The organism is Sinomicrobium kalidii, assembly GCF_021183825.1.
GTDB lineage: Bacteria > Bacteroidota > Bacteroidia > Flavobacteriales > Flavobacteriaceae > Sinomicrobium > Sinomicrobium kalidii.
The window spans coordinates 1,361,309-1,383,779 of sequence record NZ_CP089211.1; the positions used below are offsets into that span (position 1 = coordinate 1,361,309).

Sequence of the window (22,471 nt, forward strand, 5' to 3'; positions counted from 1 at the left end):
AGACCGAAAAAATTGCCCCAGAATGGAAGTAAAAAGTTTAGTAGCTGAAAACGATAAGATCATAGAAGTATTCATAACCCGGCATTCTCAAAAAATCTATAATTTCATTTTTTCCAAAGTCCTCGACAAGAACATTACCGAAGATATTTTCCAGGACACCTTTATCAAGGTTGTCAAAACCCTGAAAAAGGGAGACTATACGGAAGAAGGCAAGTTCTTGTCATGGGTTATGCGTATTGCGCACAACCTGGTCATAGACCATTTCAGACAAAACCAGAGAAAGCGCATTTTCCGGCACCTTGAAGACTTCAGTTTTCTGTCCGGTATAGAAGATGCCTCGCCGGATGCGGAAAAATACCTCATCAAGCAGCAGACGGAAACCAGTGTAAAGAAACTTATCAAAGAGCTTCCGCCGGATCAGCAAGACGTGATAATCATGCGGATATACAGGGAAATGACCTTTAAGGAAATATCGGAAGAGATGGGGGTGAATATCAACACCTCGCTCGGACGCATGCGATATGCCCTGACCAACCTCCGCAAGATCGCCAAAAGAAATAATATATCCATATAACCCAAACCACACCGAATATGCCATACATAGAAGAAGACGACCTGGTAGCACTGCACAAAAAAATAGAAAGGGAACAGGAAAACAATAAAAAGCTGTTGGACCAGATAAGCAGTAAGAACGACAGTTATGACAAAAGTGTGAAAACACGGAACACGGCCTGGGGGATCACCTCCATACTGTGTCTTGCCATTATAGGTTTTGCGTTCTATTTCAATTCCGAGTTAACTGCCATGGAAGCATCTTATGCCTCCTGCTACGAAAAAAACTCGCTTTTGCTTGAAAGTGCCGACAGCACTTCTATGTTAAAGGACAGGCTGGCGCAACTGGAAAACGAGAATAAAGGCCTCCGGCACGATCTGGATGAGGCCAGGGCCGCTCCCCTTCCGGCAACGGCATCGCGGGATTCTGTCTATACCGTACAGGTAAAGGCTTTTGAAACAGATCAGATCCCGTTACAGTCTAACACCAATTTTATCTATACGCAGAACCCGAACCTGTTTTACGCATTCTGTATCGGTATATTCAACACTCCTGACGAGGCCCGTGTTCTCAGGGGAGAACTGGTGGACATGGGATTTGAGGATGTTTTTGTGGCGCTCTACAAAGACGGAAAACGGCAAAAGATCATAGAGGACTGATAAAATCACCCGTCCCGATATTTTCGATCTTCATCATATAAAACAAGCATTTGCAACTGTTGTAATGCTTGTTTTTATGTGTTTAAGAGGCCGTTCCGTTAGCATTATCTCCTCCAACAGACAAACAACTAAATTTTAAAACTACAGGAATGAAATACATCTTTTGCCTATGCGTAAGTTTCTTTTTCGCAGTGAATACCATGTATGCCCAGTATAAAAAAACGACATACACATCTGAAAAACTCGGGGAAGACCGCGAAATCATTTTCCACATCCCCGAAAATTATGACGCTAAAAAAAAGTATCCGCTCATTGTGGTCCTGGATGCCGATTACCTCTTTGAAACGGTAATGGCCGCGTCCGGATTCTATACCTATAATGACGAAATGCCCGAGAGCATCATTGTAGGTATCCGCCAGGAAAACAGCCGGCTCAGTGATTGTAATTACAACGAAGATACCGGGTTTCCAAAAGACAAGGGGAACAACTTTTTTGAGTTTATAGGGATGGAATTGCTCCCCTCGCTGGCCGACGAATATAACCTTGCAGACTTCAGGATTATCATAGGTCACGGACTTACGGCCAATTTCATCAACTATTACCTCTTCAAAGACCGGCCCTTGTTTGATGCATATGTCAACATAGCGCCCACTTTTGCCCCTAATGTAACGGACTACCTCACCAGCCGGTTATCTACGCTTACAATACAGAAATTTTACTACCTCATTACATCCGACAAAAACCGGGATGCCGAAAATGCCGCGCGTATCGAAGAACTTCATCAATCCCTGCAAGCCATAGACAACGACCAACTCCACTATAATTTCAGTATTGTTGAGGATTCGGACAACTATACGGTAGCCGCCCATGCCATACCCCGGTCCCTGTATGGTATTTTCGATCTTTACCAACCCATTCCCCCGGAGGAATATGAAAAAGAGGTGCTGTCTTATGAAGAAGGTATTGTCTACGACTACCTGGAAAACAAATACAACGCCATCCACGGCACTTATGACGTCGACAAAAAAATAAGGTTGAACGATGTCATGGCCATCTATGCGGCCTGTCTGGAAAAAGAAGACCTCCCTTCCCTGGAAAGCCTGGGCAAACTGGGAAAAAAGGAGTTTCCGGATACCATGTTGGGCTATTTCTTTGAAGCGGAGTTTCACGAAAAAAGCGGCAATACCAAAAAGGCCATGCGGACCTATGAAAAGGCTTTCCTGATGAGCGAGATCGATTTTCTTACCAAAGATATGGTACAGGAAAGAATATTCAATATAAAGAAGGATATGGGCTGGTAATTGCTTTATTTACGCATCAATTACCTGTGTGGTAAAAACAAAAAACCGCTGCACGGAAAATCCGGAGCGGTTTTTCATTTTTTTAAACACTATGCCTACCTCCTGATCCGGGGTCATTTTCCGGAACAATTATCCAGTTCGTCCGTCATCTTTTTTACAATCTCCCTCAGTTTTTCCCTGTAGAAGTGCCGGGTTTCTTCCAGGCTCTCCTCCTGCAGTACCTCCTCTCCTCTCTTATAGGTTTCCTTTATTACAAATTCTCCGCAGCTGAAAGCATTGATAAGCTCCATGGCTGCACTTTCCATTTTATAAAGCTCGATTTCGGCCTTGACCTTCAGTGTTTTCTGGGCTTCCAGTTCTTTTTGCCGGGCTTCCGCCAGTTGCTGTTCAATACGGCGTTGTTCGTCCAGCTGCCTTTCCAGTGCCTTTTGTTTGGCAATAAGGGCTTCCTGTTCTTTTTTCAATGCTTCCTGTTTTTCGGCCAGGGTCACTTTTTTGTCTTCCCCGGCCACCTTCTTGTCACTGTAATCATCCTCTTTTGCTTCGTCAGGTGCCGATGCGGGTACCGGGTCTGTATCGGCAGTACACCGGTCCAGGGTAGTTATGGTTTCACTGAGGTATTCCCTGGCCTTTTTCACATAAAAACGCCCGGTGTCCCAGTCTTCCGGGTCTATGGCCTTTTCCAGGCTTTCCCTTACGTCGTACATGATGTTGTTTATTTTGGTACAATCGCAGCTCTCCATTTGTTCTTCGGCTTTTTCCAGGGCTTGCAGCGACCTTTTGGCATAATAACGCTGATGGTCAAAATTATTGGCCTCAAGCGACTTTCCGCTGTGCGAAAAGGCATAGGTTATCGAGGAATAGAGTGTGGTACAATCGGCAAAAACAAAAACAGAAGACATCAGAAAAAACAAACACAATACATTATGTCTCATGGAAATTATAAGTTTAGGGTTATGAAATATCAATATTCAGAGGGATACAACGTTACCAGCCACCGTCTTTAAGTGTACACCTGCATTCTCCTATGCCCTGGAAGATATCCAGCCCCAGGGTAATCATATGCGTTCCGCTGTTATAGCCCAGGATGGAATTGAGCGATACCTGGTAGGAATACGCCGCATAGAAGTTGCTTATTTTCACCCCGGCCATGGGCCCGATATTGAGCGGGTCGAGTACCTGGTCATTGAGAAAGCGATAGGAGATCCCGGCCCAGTAATAATCTTCAAAATCGTATTTCCTGACCTTGATATTGAAATCGGTACTGGAACGCCCGTCACTTTCAAACCACTGGAAGTAGACCGAAGGTTCTATTTCAAAATCGCTCTTTTTGTGCTTGCGGAACCTGTAACCGGTATACACCGAATAGTTCCGCAATATGTTGGGTTCCGTTATGGCAAAATCATCCGTACGCTTATTGAGCAGGTTGGACGCATTGATGCTCATGTAAAACCTCCTGAAGCGATACAGGACCCCGACATCAAAATTGTGGTTGTTCACCAGCCGGTTGTCGGTTATTCCGGGATCGCCGTTCTCAAAGTCGGAAATATCTATCTTGAACTGGTTAAAATTATAGGAGATGCCCAGGGAGAGGAAATTGTTCTCATAGGCATCTATGGTAAGGTGGTGGGCATAAGACAACCTCCCTCCGTATTGCCGCGTATAGCCATTCTTATCGTTAAATACCGTGATCCCGACCCCGGAGCGCATCCCCAGGCGCACATCACCGGAAAGGGACTGCGTATTGGGGGAATCTTTTATTCCGACCCACTGGGTAACACCGTTGGCGCGTACCCGGATGTATTCGCCTATACCCGCATAGGTGGGGGATATTGCAAATTCACTGTCTGCCAGGTATTGCGTATATACCGGGAGGGCGAGTTCCTGGGCATGGATTTTCGCCATAAAGAGAATAGCCAGTATGCATAGATTTTTTTTCATGTGCTCACATTTTTGGACTGAAAAGCCAGCTTTTCCGTATTTTCCTGCCAAAACCTCCGGAAAGGCTTGAAATCCGGACGGGAACAGGCCATCAGACCTATTTGTTTGATTCCAAGTTTTAATGATTTGTTTTAAGCCGGCCTGCCCGCTGTGCCGATACACCCCAAACTGCGCAAAGGGGCGGATCAACTTTCTACGGGCAGGCAGCTTTTCTTTATCCTAATCTATCTGTAAAGTGTAAAGTGACCTACAAATTCCCTGTTGTCATTCTCTCCGTTCAGCTTCAGGGTATACCAGTAATCTCCCGTGGGCAACAGCGTTCCGTTGTAGATTCCGTCCCAATCCACTCCCTGGGGCAGTTTGGCCAGTTCCCGGCCATACCTGTCGTATATGATGACAATCATATCGGGATAACCTTCGGAATTGCGTATCTTCCAGGTATCGTCATAACCGTCACCGTTAGGTGTAAACACATTGGGAATCTCTATATCGATAAATTCCATGCTTATGGAAGCCGTAGCCGTACAGCCGTTGGCATCGATCACTGTCATGGTATAGACGGCAGAATGGTTGATATAATAGGTGTTTTTATTACCCAGGTTCGTTTCACCCACATAGTAGGTATACCCGCCGACACCTCCGGTTGCAACGGCCGTTATCTGGTTGAGATTGTTCACTTCAAGGCTCAGTTGTAACGGTTCTATATCTTCAATAACAAAGGATACCGGTCTTGTACAGCCATTGGCATGTAACACTTCTACGGTATGCGTACCCGGAGCAAGGTTACCGAAGGTATTGTCCAGTTGCCCGGGACCTCCGTCAAGTTTATAGAGCACATCATCAGCCACAGCCTGGTTCACATTTACAGTAACCGTATTGGTCGACAGCGCGCCTTCACAACCATAGGCGATATCCACTTCGGGCTGAATAATTACGGGATCTTCCAATTCCACAGTGGTTATATATTCACAACCGTTGGCGTCCCTCACATAAATGGTATGGGTCCTTCCTCCTGACAGGTCGGTGAACAGGAAACGATCGTTTACGAAATTATTCCTGTTATTGAGACTTGTTGCATACGGAGGCACACCGCCCGAAACACTTATCTCAATGGAGGCATCCCCGTCACCTTCACAAATCTCCTCAGTGGTACTCACCACCCCAACATTTATGGGTTGTGCAGGTTCTTCGATCTCCGCTTCCGTAGTTACGGTACAGCCGGCTTCGTCCCGTGCCACAATGGTGTATGTGCCTGCGGCCAGCGAATTGAACACATTGGACGACTGATATTCGTCGATCCCGAGGATGGCGTATTCTATAGCCCCTACTCCTCCGGTAGCCTGCACGGTAATCGTGCCAGTTTCTTCCCCGTAGCAGTCTACATGGGTTATACTTTCGGCCATTACCTGTTCCAGCGGTTCTATTTCCTCAATTTCAAAGTCCACACTTTTTCTGCATCCGTTGGTATGGATCACTTCTATCGTATGTGAGCCCGGGGTAAGGTTTGTGAAAGTTTTCCCGGTACGCGGCGTACCGCCGTCCAGGGAATAAGTGACGCTGGTCACTTCGTCCGGATCAGCGATTTCCACGGTGACTTCGTTTTCAAAAGAACTGTTTAAACAGTTGCCGTAAATAATTTCCGCCGTCGGGGTTATATCCACACCTTCCGGTATGGTTATGGATGCATAGGTCTCACAATCATTATCGTCCTTTACAAAAACCACATAGGTTTCTCCTCCGGCAAGACCGGTATACTCCAGTTTGCCCTGCTCATAATTGCTCCTGTTGTTCAGACTGGTGTAATACGCTCCGGTACCACCTGTAACAACTGCTGTTATGGAGGCATTTTCATCGCCTTTACATATTTCTTCGGTATAACTCAGCGTGACTTCGAGCGCGTCCGGTTCCGTAATGGTCACCTCGAATTGCTCATAACAACCTGCACTGTCCTGCGCAACGATAGTATAAGTTCCTGCCGCAAGACCGTCGAACTCACCTCCTTCGTGGAACTGGTTCAGGTTGGGGGAAATGGCATATTTAACCGTTCCCGTACCTCCCGTGGCCGTAAGGGTGATCCTTCCGTTACTGTCTCCGTGGCAAAGTACATTTATGGTATCTATATCTATCACCAGGGGGTCCGGTTCTGTTACTTCCACCGAGGCGGAAATTTGTTCACAGTCATCACTTTCCACCTGAACGTAATACGTCCCGGCCACAAGGTTTGTAAATACCCCTGTAGTATTCTGACTTCCGGCAACTGGGTCCTGGTTTTCATCCAGCAACGTATAGCTGTAATTACCCAGTCCCCCGGTAGCCGAGGCACGGATCGTTCCCGTGTTATCCCCGTTACAGTTAACACTGGCCGCGGAAAGATCGAGTGCTATGGCTATATCCTGCACTTCCTCAATGGTGACTTCATTACTTTTTACAGGTTCACAGTCGTTAGCATCCTTTACGTAGAAGGAATAGGTTCCCGGGCCTACGGTAAAGGTATCCTCGGTTTCATAGGGGCCTGCGATATCCGCACTGTAGGTGTACGGACCGCCCGTACCGCCCGTGGCCGAGACCCGGATCACGGCATCGTCCTCACAGCTGATACCCTGTTCTATTTCTAGGGTGGCCACTATGGGGTCGGGTTCAGTTATGGTTATCGTGTTTGTAGTGAATGTACAACCCCAGTCGTCTTCCACGGTTATGGAATAGATACCGGCTCCGATACCCCCAAATGCAGGGCTACCGTAAGCATCTGTTGTACTTTCTATGGTCGTACCGTCCGATGCATACCGGTTAAGCCTGTACTGGTAGTTACCGGAACCTCCGGTTACATTCACTGCGGTCAATTCCACATTGGTATCACTTATACATTGCAATCCGGTGCCGGGATCGGCCGTAATATCCGCATCGATATCCCCGGGTTCTTCGAGGTTGACGTCATCCATCTGTACCATACATCCGCCCGCATCTTTTACCCATACCTGGTATACGTTAGGGGTAAGGCCAGTAAATTCCCGCGTATTTACAAAATCGCTTTCTACCGGTGCAGGATCAGCTACCGGGGCCACATAATAGGTATGGCCACCCCAGCCCCCGGATGCGGAAATGTATATGGTTCCCGTAGGACTTACACAGGTAATTGGTGTTACCGTGACCTCGGTTTCGTCTTCTATATCCCCTCCTATGGGTTCGGCAATACCAAACGCCTTTGTCCGTGTACAGTTAGGGACATCAATCTGCCTTATTTCCACAAAATAGCTTCCGCCTCCGAGATTTACGGGAGGCGTTGCCCCGTTGGTCGTATTATGAGTTCCTGCGCGCCCTGTAGACGTACTGTCGGCCGCGTGGAATATTTCCCATTCGAATATTCCGGAATACGATGTACCGGTCATTTCAAAAGTTACACTGCCGCTTTCCGTACCCGGACAAATTACGTCACTGAGCACCACGGCATCTATACCGAAACCTTCCGGTTCGGGCACTGTATACGTTACCGGTAATATACATCCCGTATCCCTGTGCCTTACCATAAACACATAAGAGCCGGGGGCAAGATCGTCGATCGTAGTACCGTAAGGCTGCCAGGTATTGGTTGACGGATCACCGTCACCATTGTCCAGGCTCCATTCTATCCTGTTGGTGTTCCCGGTTGTGGTGGTGACCCTGAGGGATGCATCCGCCCCGGTATCACAGGTAGCATCGGTTGCGGTTACCGTGGCCTCTATCAGTTCATCAAAAGGTTGTATAACTGCGGATGCCGTTCCCGTACATCCTTCGTTGTCATACACATTGATCGTAAAGCTGCCTCCGTCGTGTACGGCCCATATCAATTCCGGTGAGGTTCCGGACTGTACGGTATTTCCCGAGGCATCTTCAATAAATTCATAAGTGACATAAGTACCTGTTCCTCCGGTGATCTGTGCTGCATCTATGGTAATGGACGCTTCATCCGGATTATTCCCGGAGGTACAGCCAAATTCAGTAACCGTGACCGCTGCTGCCGGAATTACGATCGGGTCCGGCTGTTCTATGATCACATCGGTGACTTCCGTGAAACATTCATTACTTCCGGTGGCCGTTACGGTATAGTTCCCCGGCGGGAGGTTTTCAAACCCGTTTCCGTCGGGCATAAGAGCCGCTCCTGCCGGCATGGGGTTAAGCGTATATGTCAGCGGGTTGATACCGTTATCCACAGGAATAATACGTATTACCCCGTCTTCGGCACCGTTACAGCTTACATCCGTTGTATTTACCGTAAAATCAGGGGTGACAGGTTCGACTACGGTAATGGTATCGTTCACTTCACATTCCCCGACAGCCCAAACGGAATTTCCGCTTCTTAGGTCGTATACGGTGACTTCGTACTCGCCCGTTCCCGCCACGGTAAATGTAAAGGGATTTCCGGTGAGGGCGGCCCTCGGAATCGTGGCATCTCCCGTAACTTCATATTCGTAGTTGCCGGAACCGCCCGAAGCGGTGATGGTAATTTCGGCATCGGGTGCAGACGAACAATCCAGAGGGTCGGTCAGTTGCACCCCGGCTTCGAACAACGGATAGATCTCCACGGTCTCGGGCCCGGCCGTACATCCGTTGCTATCGATGATCATGATTTCATAAGTCCCCGGGACAAGATTGTTAAAGTTCCCTCCGTTGGATACGTAACTCGCACCTCCGTCCACGGAATAGTCATAGTCTCCCGAGCCGCCCGAAGCGGTTACTTCGAGTGAAAAAGGGGATTGACAATTATATGTAATAATCGATGTTATTTCGGGGGCTTCGGAAACCCCTATCACTTCACTTCCCAGGTCTTCCGGGCAACCGTACTGGTCTGCCACAGCTATGTCCACCACAACAGGCTGCGAAGGATCAACAACTTTGTTATAAGCGATCTTTATCGGATTTTCCGTACTTACGATATCTTCCGTAAGATTGGGGCCCGAAAGCGTGTAGGTATAGCCTCCCCATCCGCCGGTTATTCCGTTGATCCGGACAAAGCCGGGCGCATTACAGGTAATGGCTTCACTCTCCGTGCCCGTAATGGTAATAGGCCTCGCTTCCTGTATAAGTACATTCTGACTGGCCCCGTAACAGGCATCGGTACCACCTCCATCTACCTCGGTCACTACCAGATAGTATTCACCGGGAGCAAGATCGGTGATGTTGATATCCATCGGTGGGTTATAGGCTACAGCACCGCCACTGTTTTGTACGGAATTATCGTTAATATCGAATAATTCCCAGCGCAACTGGTTTTCATGAACGCCGTCTTTATCGTCTACGGTAAAGGTTATTTCCCCGTTTTCTTCCCCGAAACATGCCGGGGTTCTCTCATACGTCACTTCGGTATCTATAATATCGTACTCATCGTAGATATCGACATCATTCACACGGACACACCCCGTATCGTCCCTTACATAAAAAGAGTAGGTCCTTCCGGGGATAAGTCCGGTAAAGACATGGGTGTCCGGCGGGTTATTGGGCGATACCCAATCTCCGGCAGCCGGACTTGCCGTACCTTCCATGGCGGCAAAAGTATAGGGCGGCACACCATCGGTTCCCTCTACCGTAACCTGAAAGTCACAGCCCACTACCTCGGCCTCTGCATCTATGACCAGGCTTACCGGAGGGTATGGCACTTCAAAGGGTTCGTCAAAATCAATGCGACACACCTCATCGCCATTGCCATCGACGGTATGCATGGAGGGATAGAGCCGCGTTCCGGAAGGGTATCCCCTGAATTCCGGATCGGTACTCCACGTTACGCCATTATCTACACTAAATTCTACGGTCAACCCGGGATATGACGGATATCCCGTGAAACGCACACCGTATTCATTCGGGTCCACATTATCACAATCGGCAGGCAGTATGGCTTCCAGATCGGCGGTAAGCTCGTCCGGTTCCACCACATCCACGGTTTCGCCGTCTTCACAGCCATACCTGTCGGTGACGGTTACCGTATAGGTTCCTCCCTCAAGGTTGGTGAACAATTTTGTGGTATTGGCAAAATTGGGCAGGGATTCTATAACAACACCGTTTTCGTCTTCAATTTCTATGGTGTACAATCCTTCCCCGGAATTTATGGTTACCGTAATGGTACCGGTTTCACCGAAACACATCGGGTCATCGGGGGTGACATCCACATCGAGCGACGGCGCCTGGTCAATGGTCACGGTTTCCAGGTATTCGCAATACTCGTCATCTCCGTTATTATCTCTTATATGTACATCGTAATCGCCCTGATTTCCGGGAGTCACTTCAAAGGTATTTGCAGCGGAAAAATCAGCGGGGGTTACCGGATCTCCGGCGGACACAAAGGCATAAACATAATTCCCGTCACCTCCTGAAGCTTCTACCGCGATGGTACCGGCTTCACAATTAATATCGGTGGGGGTTACCACTGCCGTAAGTTCTTCATTTATCACCACGGTCTCCGGATCGCCCTTACATCCTGCGGCATCTTTTACCTCAACGATATAAGTGCCCGAAGGCAGTTCGGTAAAATAATAGGATTCGGCCGTGGGCGGATTCGGGGTTTCCCAGGGGCCTCCGTTTATCCGGAACTGGTATTCTCCGTTACCGCTGTTTACCTCCATAATAATCTGCCCGTTGTTATCCCCTGCATAGCAATTGGTAGGGGTTGCGGTAAATTCGAGGGCTACCGGGGCATCTATTTCAATATCGGTACTGGTTTCACATAAATTGTCGTCACGTACCAATATGGTATATGTTCCTGCCGAAAGATCACTGAATTGTGCAGATGCTCCTTCGTCACTCCAGGTCGTCCCTCCGTCTATACTGAACCGGTAGGGCGATACGCCTCCTTCGGCCTGAACGGTAATTCCCGCTCCCGTATTACACGTGGCTTCCTCGGTGACATCTGCGGTGACGGTTATGGCTTCCGGAACGGTTACGGTCTCCGTAAAATCCATTTCACATTCCCCTTCGGCATAACGTACCCATAGGGTAACTTCATTGGTAGCCGTATCTATGGGAACCACAACAGAGCGGGGTGAAGTGGTACCGGTTTGCCAGGTAGCCCCGCCATCCACGCTGTATTCGTAACCGGCAGCGGTATCGTAGTTCTCAACTGCAAAGGCGACGGTAGTTTCGGCATCGCTGTTACAGAAGGCATCTGCCACATTGGTGACCCTTGCCTCAAAAGCCTTGCCGTCTTCTATACTTACCGGAATGTCCACCGACCCGGGGCATTGCTTCGGCACCTGGTACACGACAATATCGTCCAGTGCAAGATCATTACCATTGATCACTGCGGAATTGGTACGGATCACGATATCCAGTTCGGTATTATTTCCGGGGTTCAGGGGAATCTCGAAATTGTGCCAGTCGTCGTCCCTGGGGATATCTGAAGTGGTATGTTCTGCAATTACATTATCACTGTCGTCCACGAGCTGTATCACAAGGTTCGGATCGCCGAGCCCGGGATTGGTACCCGACCTGAGCAGGTTGAGCCCCCAGAGGGAAACGGTTACATCCCTGTCGGGAATAATGTCACGGGCCGTCCTTCTGTAAACAATTCCACCCACACCTACGGCATCTCCGACATTGATAACGAGCATACGACCATCGGCATCACCCGTATGATCGGATGGTGAAAGCCAGGTTCCGAAAGGGTTTTCTATGTGATTGGTTACAGCATACTCACCGTCATTTACGGCATTATCGGCATTAGTGGGACAGTTGTTCGCAGCTCCCGTTTGCGGTTCATAACAGTATGAATTACTGATATAAGGCGTGGAAACCGTAGCTCCCGCACCAAAGGTCTCTACCATTAAGGTGCTGGGCGGCGGCGGGTCCTGGGAAATATAATTCACCGTAATGGTATGATTGCCGGGAGTAATTCCCGCAAACACATTTGATGTACTATCGGGTGCATTCACCACACCATCAATAGCATACCAGTAGTCATAACCGGGGTCCTGGTTGTCCAGGTTTACGGTAGCTTCGGCGTTGCCTTCGCAATCATAGTCGCCAATATCCACGGTAGCCGTGGGGGGTGTAAGCGGTTCGGGCACTTCCACTTCCATTGTGTAAACACATCCGTTGGCATCCCGTATGTATACATTGTGATCTCCGGGAGGAAGGTATCCCGTATTATCATTACCGTAGGTAATTCCTCCGTCGAAACTGTATTCGTAGGGCGGTGTTCCGCCTTCGGCATTTACCACCCGGGTCTGTCCGCCTGCGCTGGCATCGCATTCCACCGTTTCACTTACTCCTGAAGTGGCAGTGAGCGGGCCATCGGGCTGGGTAATTGTTATGTTGTGGGTTTCACCGTCACAGGTATTGTTCCCCCTGGACTGTGTTACCGTAAGTGTGTAATTTCCGGGGGGAAGGTTTTCAAAATTATCGCCTGTCTGATGTGTTGCGGTAATATCGCTTCCGTTCCCATCCTCCAGCAGATAGGTAAAAGTAAAACCGTTGGCAGGCGTATAGTTTACCGTAATTCGTCCGTCGTTTTCCCCGAAACAGGAAACATCTTCTTTTTCCACCTCGTAATCCAGGGGCGGATAATTTTCCATAACTACCGCACCCGAATAGGCCTGGCAACCGTTGGCATCTGTTACCACAAACATATATTCTCCTCCGGCAGCTACATCAAAGACCTGTTCCGTCTGGTAATCGTCCGGGTATTCCGGGTTCTGCAGTGTTCCGTCTATTCTGTAGATGGCATAGCGGTGCGGGGTATTTCCGCCTGATGAATGCACCTGGATCTTCCCTGTGCTGCTACAGCTTATGTGTTGTTGTACACTGGCGGTCAGTTCAATATCATCCAGTCCTTCCACTTCCACCGTTTCTTCATAAAAACAACCGTCATCGGTACGCACCTCAACCCTGAATATCCTCGGGTCTTCAATACCGTCGTATATATAACGGTTTTCGTCCGTTGCTCCGGATTCGGCAAATATGACACTCCCCGTCTGGTTGGTGATCAGGTAATAGTATTGCGGGTCTGCATTTTCCACTTTTATATCTATGGTCCCCGGTCCGCAGGATGTTACGGGATCAACCGCTATGTCCACATTCAAGTTCCGCTCCTGTATAACCAGGTTATCCAAACGGAACACACATCCGCCGTCTACATCCAGCTGCCGGATCTCCACTTCGTATATTCCGGGAGTGTCAACATCATAGTTGTTGTTCCCGTCTGTCCAGGGCGCTACTTCCACACCGTCTTTCAGCCAGCGGTATTCATAACCGGCCGGAACGTTGTCTACCGTAATGTTCCCGTCATTGCCGCAAATGATATTTTCGGTTACGGCCTGCGGGTCCAGGTCATTGGTATACACATTAAAATAGAACCTGGAAAAACAACCGCCCTGGTAAGAAACTACCATCCGGTATTGTCCGCTTCCGTCTTCGCCTATTTCATAATCCGGTCCTGTGGCCACGGCATTCCATGTACAGGCAGAACTTTTATTGGCACAAACGGCATCGCGGTCGGCCGGTCCGCAATCGGCATTTTCATCCAGTTTTTCCCAGCGGATCTCGTCCACATCCACAATTCCGGTATTGATCAGCCTCCTGTCATTGGCACCGCAGAGAAAAAACTTCGGCAGGTTACTCCCGTCATCGGTACAGGTTTCTATCACATCGGCTTCGGGGAGTAGCGGATTGTCCTGTATATCCCCGTGAAGCACCACATTTATAACCTCGTTCAGGTCCGGGCAGGTAGAGTCGTCCCCGGTCTCCTTGGCCACGGTATACGTTCCCGGGGTGGTCACGGTAATGCTTTGGGTATTTCCTACCACGGTGCCATCGCTGTTGGTCCAGGTATAGGTTTCGAAGCCTCCTCCTGCGGTCAGGGTCAGTTCCCCGGAACACAGTACCTCTTCCCTTTCGAAGGTACAGGTGGCGGTATTGGCCAGGATATTGACCGGCACCTGTTCGCCCAGATAGCAGTTATCTATACCGTTCAGGCTGGGATCGTCTGAGATCACTTCTCCGCTTTCTTCCCCGGTATATGTGCCGAAGGCCTGGTTACGTATGATATGCGAACAGGCCGCGGTAAAATCTTCACAATTTGTGGAAACGCTTACCTGGATATCTATCCATCCGGCCGGATCTCCGGCTTCCACCAAATTGTCCGGAACGGTGAAGAGGATTTCCCCTTCATCTTCATCATGGGTCCAGGTTACACCGTTACTGGCACTGATGTTGACATCGGCCCTGGCATTCAGGGGCAAAATGTCCCGGATGCTAAAATCGAGCGCATCGTCATTTCCGATATTCTCAAATTCAATATGGTATATGATGGTTTCACCCAGTTCGACTTCTTCGTCGGATATATCATTTCCGTTTTCGTCACGGATGTACTTTACCAATCGTACATCGGGCATCACCACTTCGGCACTGAAGGCACTGAAAAAGGGATAATACGCATCCTGCGAAGTATTGAAACGCATGGTGGCCTGCGTTTCATCGTTATCGAGCATATTGGTAATATCAATAATAGCGGCATCATAGCCCAGGGTATTCCTGCTATCGGGCTCCCTGTCCATAAACTCCACATCATTTATGGAAATCCTGCCGTTAAAAAAATTATTGACAGGGTTGAGATTATCGCCTATGTACTGAAAATTACCGTCACTTCCGGCATCCAGTAGAAAATGATCGTTATTTATACCCTTATCGCCTTCGAGGGAAAGAGTCATCAGGTTGGCACGAACGGGTCCTGCCGGGTTTGTCCGGAAACCGGATACCGGCACGTCTACACTGGATGCACCTCCGCTGGTAATTGCGGCAAAACCGTCAAAAGAAGTGATAAACCTGGCCGGAAGGGCCCGGTCTTCATACACAAAAAAGATGGTCCAGCCTGCCGACCCTCCGCCGAAATAATATTTATCGCCCTGCCCTGCCCTGATATTGGCCAGTGTATATTCGCCTTCGGCATCATTGAGTGCTGTAATGTATTGGGTAATGTCGGCATAACAGACATAGGGGCCGTTGTCTTCATCAAAACCCGGCGAATTGTAACCGTCATACACCACTTCCCCGCTGATATCCGTATATCCTGCGGCTCCCGGAAGGCGCAATTTCACCTGGTCAATGGCTTCCCTGCTGTTGTCGTTATCGGAATTGGACGGATAAGTCCCGGCCCAATAAAGCCCCGCATACAGTATCTTATAACACCCGTTGCTGTCCGTAATGGTCAGTGACGCCCGGCTGGAACTGAAGGTGGAATTGTCATTGTCAACATCGATATAACGCATATCCTCACTGTCATTATTGCTCCAACCGTCATAAGGATCATTAGGTCGTTCCCCCCAGCCATCATCCCTGTTCAGGATATTGTTGGAGATCATGGTCATGTTTCCTCTCACCCTGTTTTCGTACCGGACTTCAAAAGGCTCTAAGAATTGCCCGTAGGTTAAGGACGTTCCGGCAAACAGCACATACACTACAAGGACAAGCGACCTGAAAGCTGTACTATTTTTCATCATATAACTTTTTATTATTTGAGTTTTCACCTGTTTCTTTTTCGAATGGGAAGTTTCTGACCGGAATGTTCGGCATTTCCGTCCACCCGCTGTAACTTCCGGGGCTTCCTGAATTCACTGTTCCCAACAAAACGCTTTAAACCACATATTTAAAGCAAAAGCAATGTTTAGCTGAACGGATAATGGGGGCTTCATTTGCTATTCTATTTTTATGATTATCGCTTTGGAATACATGACGTCTACCGGGGTATTTCCCTGACGTCCGGGTTTCATTTTCGGAATATGCCCGATAACCCTCCGGGCTTCTTCTTCCAGTTTGTCATGCGGCGCCCTTATGCGGATTACGGCGACCTCTCCGTCGGCCCCTACTTTAAATTCCACATAAATACCCTGAATGCCCGACAGTCCCAGGCCCGTGGCTACCGATGCCCTGAACCTGCGCTGTATGACCTTGTCTATACCGTTGGCCAGGCACCCTTTGCGCTCTTCGTTATTCCTGAGATTTTCACAGCCCGGGAAAACAGGCACCGATTCTATAATATCCACCGGGATATAGGCATTCCGTACCGAGGATTTTATTTCGCCCCTGGCAAGCGGGAGATCGAGGGCGATATCCTCCTCCGCCGGGACACTGTCCGTTATTGTTTCGGAACTAATTTCCGGCACTGCAATGCTGTCAGTCAACAGGCCGGCAAACGGTTTTTCGGTTTCGCTTCTGGCCAGCGCCGTTTGTGCATTTTTCACCCTGAACACCCATACGCCGTCATTATTCAGTTCCCTGGCATGTTTTTTCCGCCTGTTAATGGCTTCTTCCCAGGTATCGTATTGTTTCACATACACATAATTGAGACCGTTCGCCGGATTCTTGAAATATCCTGCTCTTACCCGCTTTCGCCTCAGGGTACTGATATAATTTTCCAGGTTCGATTCATTCCTGAACACATTGGCTATGATATAATACCCGTCCTGCACATTGACCAGCGTAGCTGTCTGCGTACGGATGTTTTCCTGTTTTGCCGCAGCTTCAAAAAGCAGGTCTTCGATATCCGGTTCATCATTTTGTACAACGGGGGTTTCCTTAACCGGTTCCGGGGGAGTAACCGTCTCTTCTTCATCCGTTTTCTCTTCAGAAAGTGTCGTGCGTATTTCCTCTTCGGCCTTACGGGCCTGTTCAATGGAATCCTGAATTTGTTTTCTGCGTGCTGCGGTAAGCCGGGTTTCGTCCAGTTGCTGATGCTGCAATCCGCTTTTCTTCTGCGCGGTATCCAGGCTGTCCTGCTCCTCCTGTGCAACGCGTTCTGTTTCAGGTGTTTTTCCGGGAACAACAGCCGGAACAGCCGACGGACTTGTTTCCGGGAGTGCGGCAGCAACTTTGGTTTCCGGGGTTTCCGTTTCCTCTTTTTCCTGTGCTTTTTCTTCCGCCGGTTCCGGTGTGCGGGACTTTACGGTAGGGCGTCTTTTCCTCGGGCGGCTGTAATACCGCGGTTGGTCGGAAGGAGTGAATGCATAGGACAGGCCAAATTCATGCGTAGTCCCGAAATTGGCTATATTTTCGCTCAACCCCTTTTCCACCGTATAACCGAGAGAAAGGTGACGGGTAAGGTTAAACCCGATGCCTGCGGCAGCTCCGTAAAGATCGTCATACCCTACCTGCAACCAGCCCAGTCTCGGGAAATTGACAATAAGACTGGCCGAAGGGAAAAAATCCGCTTCTGTTTTTCTTCCCCTTACCATCGTGGTCATTTCCCCGTCTTCGAAAATGCCGGACAGCATTTCCATCTTCAGGGTATGCATTACATGTGCCGAAAACCGCTTTTCGGAGGCCCCTTCTATATAGGAGTCGTAATTTGTGAGATTGAAATTGACTATGTTTTCTGCAAACACGCCTATATTAAAACTGCGGAAAGTGAGGTTTATTCCGGGGTGAAATGCTATAAGCGAGCTGTTTTCCATGTCCTGCAGCGCGGGATCTTCAATATCGGAGGCAAAGACATTTCCCCAGTTGATCCCGCTGCGGTAATAGGATACATTGACCCCGAGTGTCAGGATGCTGTATTCCGCCAACCGGACGCCATAGGCATAATTGGCCAGCAGCCCGAAATTATCGATAACCCCCAGGCTCTGCTGGAACAACCCGAGACCAAAACCCGTTGTTTCGTTGATCTTTCCGGAATAGTCGGCCAGGTACACCTCCGGGGAATTGTCGTATTCCGCCCATTGGTTGCGGTGATGAAAACTGACGTAAGTGCCGGAAGGACCGAGAGCCGAGAAGGCCGGATGTACCAGGTAGCGGTTGTACCTCAACAGGTTCTGAGACGGTATCTCGAATGAAAGTACAGGGCCGGCCTGCTCGCTCTCCTGACTGAAACAACAGAGAGAAAACAATAACACTAAAAATATTTGGGGTAGTTTTTTAAACATATTTTTAGCGTATTAGGGTTATGGTTCCCTGGCGGACCACCTCCTTCCCTTCCTTTACTATCCTGTAATAGAACACCGGTTTGTTAAAGGAGTAGGTCAGGGTGGATTCGGGCCAGTTATTCTGATATTCGGTGGTCCGGAGCACTACTTTACCGGCAGGGCTGTAAATCGTAACCTCCACATCGGGATTAAAAGCATAGATGTTGGGCAATACCCATTGGTCGTTTATACCGTCGTTATTGGGGCTTACAACATTCGGTATGATGTAACCGTCCTGGTATTCCACGGTAAATTCGAGAACCACCTCACAATCAACCATATAGGCCCGGAGGGTGATGTCGCCTTCTTCACTTACCGTTACGGATTCGCTGTCCGAAAGCAATGTCCCCCGGGCATCATACCAGGAATAGGTATCGCCCCCGGAAGCCGTTATGGTCCTGGAGGTCCCTTCGGGTATGATGATCCTTTCGGAAGCGTCCACTGTGATGACCGATTCGTCAAAAGGTTGAATAATAAGTTCGTTGGAAAACACCGTACACCCGTAGGCAGATACGCCCAGCCTGTACGTTCCTTCTTCCTCGATGTCCAGTGTGGTGGAGTTCTCCGATATTTTTTCCCCGTCCTTATACCAGGCATAGGTATAATCGGTATTATTGGTATTGGTAGTAATATTAATGGTTATCGCCCCGCCGCAAAGCACATCGTCCGAAGCTTCTATGGTCACCGTTTCCTCCAGGGCCAGCTTTAGGTCTATTTCGTTGGAGAGCATATCATTATCTTCATAAGTAGCCTTGAGGGTGTACACGCCATTTTCCGACGGATCGTTTATGGCAAGGGAAGTCCCGGTCCTGCCGTCCAGGTAATTACCGTTTCTGTACCATTGGTAATTGAACGCATCCCTGTATTCGTCATAAACATCCAGGGAAGTCCCGCCCGTTTCGGCGTATATTCCGCTGAGTTGAAGGGTGGCCGAAGCGCTCTCGCAGGAATTGTAGTTTTCATCGGCCGCAATGGTAATGGTAAAACTTTCCGGGCGGGCCACATTTACTTCCGGCGAAAAAGCCTCGACGGCACAGCCGGAAGTCTGTGTCACCTTTACTTTATATACCCCGGGCTCACTCACGGTAAGTACATTCGTATTCCCGGACAGCGGCACATTGTCCTTATACCAGGTGTATTCCGGGCTGTTGGCCGTTGTAGATGCGGTAATGGTCACCGTTTCGCCCGGCAGGAGCAAAACATCGCTGCCCGCATCCGTACTCACGGAAATATCCGGGGCTGAAACCTGTACGGTATTGGACTGTGCTATACACCCGCTCTGGGTTTCCACCTGCACCTGGTATTCCCCTTCGGGAGTTGAAGTGTCGAGTGTCAATTCCGGCATATAACCGGGACTGCCCACCTGCGCCCCGTCTTTATACCAGGTATAAGTGTAATCGGTATTATCTGTATCTGCGGTAAGTGCAGCGTTATCTCCCGGACAGACTTCCATCGTCGGGAGGTCGTTATTTATCGTTACTTCAAGCGATTCCCCCACGGTTACGGTTACCATATTGGAAGCCGTATCCGAAGAACAATACTGGCCGTAATCCACTACGGCATAGTATGTCCCGGCTTCGGAAACCATTAACGAAGCCCCGTTCTCACCGGGGATCTCCATACCATCCTTATACCATATGTAGGCATTTTCATCCGGAAAGTTGTATACCGAAAGCTCGTAGTCCCCGCCTCCGCAGAGTTCCACGTTGCCAACCACGCCCCCGTTTATTACATTAATAGTGAGCGACTGATTGACACTCCGGTAATACGCCGGAAACCCGTCACTCGGCGAACTGAATTTCTCCGGACTTGTGCTGCGCACTCTCACCCGGTACGCATCCCCCGCCGTGGTATCCGGAAAACCAAATTCGAAATCGAAATCAAAGGTGGCATTCATATCATTCACCCTTGCCAGTTCCGTACTGTTGGCAAAATTTCCGCCGGCATCCGAAAGTTCCAGGACAAATTCGTTATCTGCATTGACCAGGGGTGGGTCCCAGGAAAATGATACTTTATAGGTATTAAACCCGGAAGACGCACATGGGTTTACAAACTGCAGTTCGGGTTTTTTCAGGGTCTGTGCTGTTAAAAAACACCACCCCCCGGCCACGTAAAGCAGCACAAACAGCATGTATCGTATACTCAGGTGTGGTAGTTTTCTATTCATAGGCACAATTTGGGCTTTTCGGGGCTGCGAACCCTGCACAAGATTTCAAACAGGGCAGTGTTCTTATCCCCGGGATTAAAAAGCGGGTAATAAAACCCGGTAGGTCTAATATGTCTGGAAAAATTCATACCTGTAAACCAAAGCAACACAAGAACCTACCGGGACAAGCTACCAACAACTTGATTAACCCTTATTACTACAAAATACAACTAATGAAAGGCGTTGTTTTTTTGCTGTTGTAAAAGTATTGGTAGCCCGGGAAGTTTTAACTGTAATCCTTATAGAACTATTTCTAACCGGGAGTAGAACTTATTCTATAAGACTGTAGAACTCATTCTAACACAATCGCAATGCACTGTATTTATACCAAATACAGTCGGATCAATCCTAAAAGTTGTGGATATTGTCGGGGTTCAGACCGTAGGGCACAAGAGGTACGACTTGCGATTTATGATATAGTTCTTTTTTGTTACAGGGTTGTTAATTGAGTTATTGAATTCATGCGTGATGCCTAAATAACTGAAATACAATTTCACGGCGTAGTTTGGTTTTTTGTAAATGAAGGCAGGCAGGAAACCGGAAACGATCCCGGGTTTACGATATATCAGCCTCACATATAACATTCAACCAAAAAAGATTCGTGTATCCGTGGCAAAACCAAAACCGGAAACTTACAACAAACGAAAAACCCCACAACCTTTGCCCCTGATCCACACAATCTTTAAATGTTAGCAAAAATAATGATCAGCTTATTGGTATCCCCGGAAAAAACCGGGTCAAAACAACTGATACATACAAAAAACCATTTTCCGGGATTTTTAAGGTAGCCTGCCGGAAAGAATATACACGAATATACAGGACAACATAAAAAATAAGGAAGATAAACCGAATATTACTATGCGTAACTAAAAAGTAGTTACGGATATTTCATGGCTTTCTTTTCCTGAAGAAAAAGGTGAACAGAAACAGTCCGAACAACAGCATAAAAATTTCGCCCATACCTATTGCTTCCCAAAATCTGTAAGTTATAATCAGGAATATTCCTCCCCGTACTTATAATAGCAAGTACAGACACCGTTAAAGAAAAGATGCGTATCAAGGCTCCTGCAAAAACAACTATATACCTCATACAATTCAAATCAGCTTCCCGGAGACAAGCCCAAGGGATATTCAAAAAATACAAAACATTGATTTATTCCCGGGGCAGGCAACACAACACCACAAACACCCGCCACCGGGAAAGCAATCAATACTTAAACGGTGTTCACTGAACACCAAGAAGGCAAAAGGTAAAGTATTCCGATCCGGTAATTCACAAGAATATCCCTGAAACCGTACCCGACCCTGCCTGCTTTACCTCCTTCTTTACTGACAGAAGAACAGAAACGATATTGCAAGGCCATATCTAAATTTCTCTTTTTACATTTAACTGCACCTCAACAGTAACCCCCGGGATAATACCGCTTGAACCCTGTTCCGACAGCAATCCGGGGGCGACTGAAAGGCTAAAGAATCACAAAATGTTTATCACGACAGTGCGGTAATTCACAACAGATGACAAGATGATCCGAATTCTCTATGCTCATATTGCCCTCCCTGTCAAAACCAGCTCCTTTTACCTGCCTGATAGGTTTGATAAAACGCTTCATCAGACCTGGTCAGGTAAATTATACCTTCAACGAGCCCTATCAGCCCGCCGAAGCCGAACGTCACTGCTGTAAAAACAAGCTGTACGATCCCTTCTTTTATATAACCTAAAACAAATTTATGTATTCCAAGAAAGCCCACGAATATGGCCAGGACCCCGATCAATATCCTTTTACTGCCGTTTTCCGGCAGCAATACTCCCCGGGATGCGGCTCCACACTCCCCCCTTTCGGGGGGATCTGTCATTCCCTTGTTTGTCGAACTCATGGACTAAAAACTGTATTTTT

General features: G+C 48.4%; 9 protein-coding genes. 3 read left to right on the plus strand and 6 right to left on the minus strand.

Going from position 1 to position 22,471, the window contains the following annotated elements; all coding sequences use genetic code 11:
• Positions 1-22 precede the first annotated feature (22 nt).
• From LS482_RS05510 to LS482_RS05520, 3 genes are all read left to right on the plus strand, one after another.
• Positions 23-574 carry an RNA polymerase sigma factor gene (locus LS482_RS05510; RefSeq protein WP_233030750.1) on the plus strand — a complete coding sequence of 184 codons (552 nt, stop codon included), beginning with the start codon at positions 23-25 and terminating at the stop codon, positions 572-574.
• Positions 575-591: 17 nt separating this feature from the next.
• Positions 592-1,212, plus strand: coding sequence for a hypothetical protein (locus LS482_RS05515; protein ID WP_233030751.1), 621 nt, complete (start codon positions 592-594; stop codon positions 1,210-1,212).
• Positions 1,213-1,361: 149 nt separating this feature from the next.
• The gene (locus tag LS482_RS05520; RefSeq protein WP_233030752.1) at positions 1,362-2,513 is read left to right on the plus strand and encodes an alpha/beta hydrolase; all 1,152 of its coding nucleotides are present in this window, start codon (positions 1,362-1,364) and stop codon (positions 2,511-2,513) included.
• A gap of 113 nt (positions 2,514-2,626) precedes the next feature.
• Here the strand turns inward: LS482_RS05520 and LS482_RS05525 are convergent, their stop codons facing one another.
• From LS482_RS05525 to LS482_RS05550, 6 genes are all read right to left on the minus strand, one after another.
• Positions 2,627-3,448, minus strand: coding sequence for a coiled-coil domain-containing protein (locus tag LS482_RS05525; protein WP_233030753.1), 822 nt, complete (start codon positions 3,446-3,448; stop codon positions 2,627-2,629).
• A 52-nt stretch (positions 3,449-3,500) separates the two neighbouring features.
• Positions 3,501-4,454: a PorP/SprF family type IX secretion system membrane protein gene (locus LS482_RS05530; protein ID WP_233030754.1), complete on the minus strand. Its 954-nt coding sequence runs from the start codon at positions 4,452-4,454 to the stop codon at positions 3,501-3,503.
• Between the two features lie 224 nt (positions 4,455-4,678).
• Complete coding sequence (locus tag LS482_RS05535; RefSeq protein ID WP_233030755.1) at positions 4,679-15,913, minus strand: T9SS type B sorting domain-containing protein; 11,235 nt, start codon at positions 15,911-15,913, stop codon at positions 4,679-4,681.
• Between the two features lie 195 nt (positions 15,914-16,108).
• Complete coding sequence (locus LS482_RS05540; protein WP_233030756.1) at positions 16,109-18,331, minus strand: PorP/SprF family type IX secretion system membrane protein; 2,223 nt, start codon at positions 18,329-18,331, stop codon at positions 16,109-16,111.
• Between the two features lie 4 nt (positions 18,332-18,335).
• On the minus strand, positions 18,336-20,537 hold the full coding sequence (locus LS482_RS05545) for a T9SS type B sorting domain-containing protein (protein WP_233030757.1): 2,202 nt from the start codon (positions 20,535-20,537) through the stop codon (positions 18,336-18,338).
• Positions 20,538-22,136: 1,599 nt separating this feature from the next.
• Entirely contained in the window at positions 22,137-22,451 is a 315-nt protein-coding gene (locus LS482_RS05550) for a TM2 domain-containing protein (RefSeq protein ID WP_233030758.1), read from the minus strand.
• Positions 22,452-22,471: the final 20 nt, after the last annotated feature.

What these genes read in the sequence shown, in the direction of transcription:
- LS482_RS05540 (WP_233030756.1), bottom strand. Translation starts at nt 18,331, where the DNA reads ATGTTTAAAAAACTACCCCAAATATTTTTAGTGTTATTGTTTTCTCTC.
- LS482_RS05510 (WP_233030750.1), top strand. Translation starts at nt 23, where the DNA reads ATGGAAGTAAAAAGTTTAGTAGCTGAAAACGATAAGATCATAGAAGTA.
- LS482_RS05535 (WP_233030755.1), bottom strand. Translation starts at nt 15,913, where the DNA reads ATGATGAAAAATAGTACAGCTTTCAGGTCGCTTGTCCTTGTAGTGTAT.
- LS482_RS05520 (WP_233030752.1), top strand. Translation starts at nt 1,362, where the DNA reads ATGAAATACATCTTTTGCCTATGCGTAAGTTTCTTTTTCGCAGTGAAT.
- LS482_RS05545 (WP_233030757.1), bottom strand. Translation starts at nt 20,537, where the DNA reads ATGAATAGAAAACTACCACACCTGAGTATACGATACATGCTGTTTGTG.
- LS482_RS05550 (WP_233030758.1), bottom strand. Translation starts at nt 22,451, where the DNA reads ATGAGTTCGACAAACAAGGGAATGACAGATCCCCCCGAAAGGGGGGAG.
- LS482_RS05530 (WP_233030754.1), bottom strand. Translation starts at nt 4,454, where the DNA reads ATGAAAAAAAATCTATGCATACTGGCTATTCTCTTTATGGCGAAAATC.
- LS482_RS05525 (WP_233030753.1), bottom strand. Translation starts at nt 3,448, where the DNA reads ATGAGACATAATGTATTGTGTTTGTTTTTTCTGATGTCTTCTGTTTTT.
- LS482_RS05515 (WP_233030751.1), top strand. Translation starts at nt 592, where the DNA reads ATGCCATACATAGAAGAAGACGACCTGGTAGCACTGCACAAAAAAATA.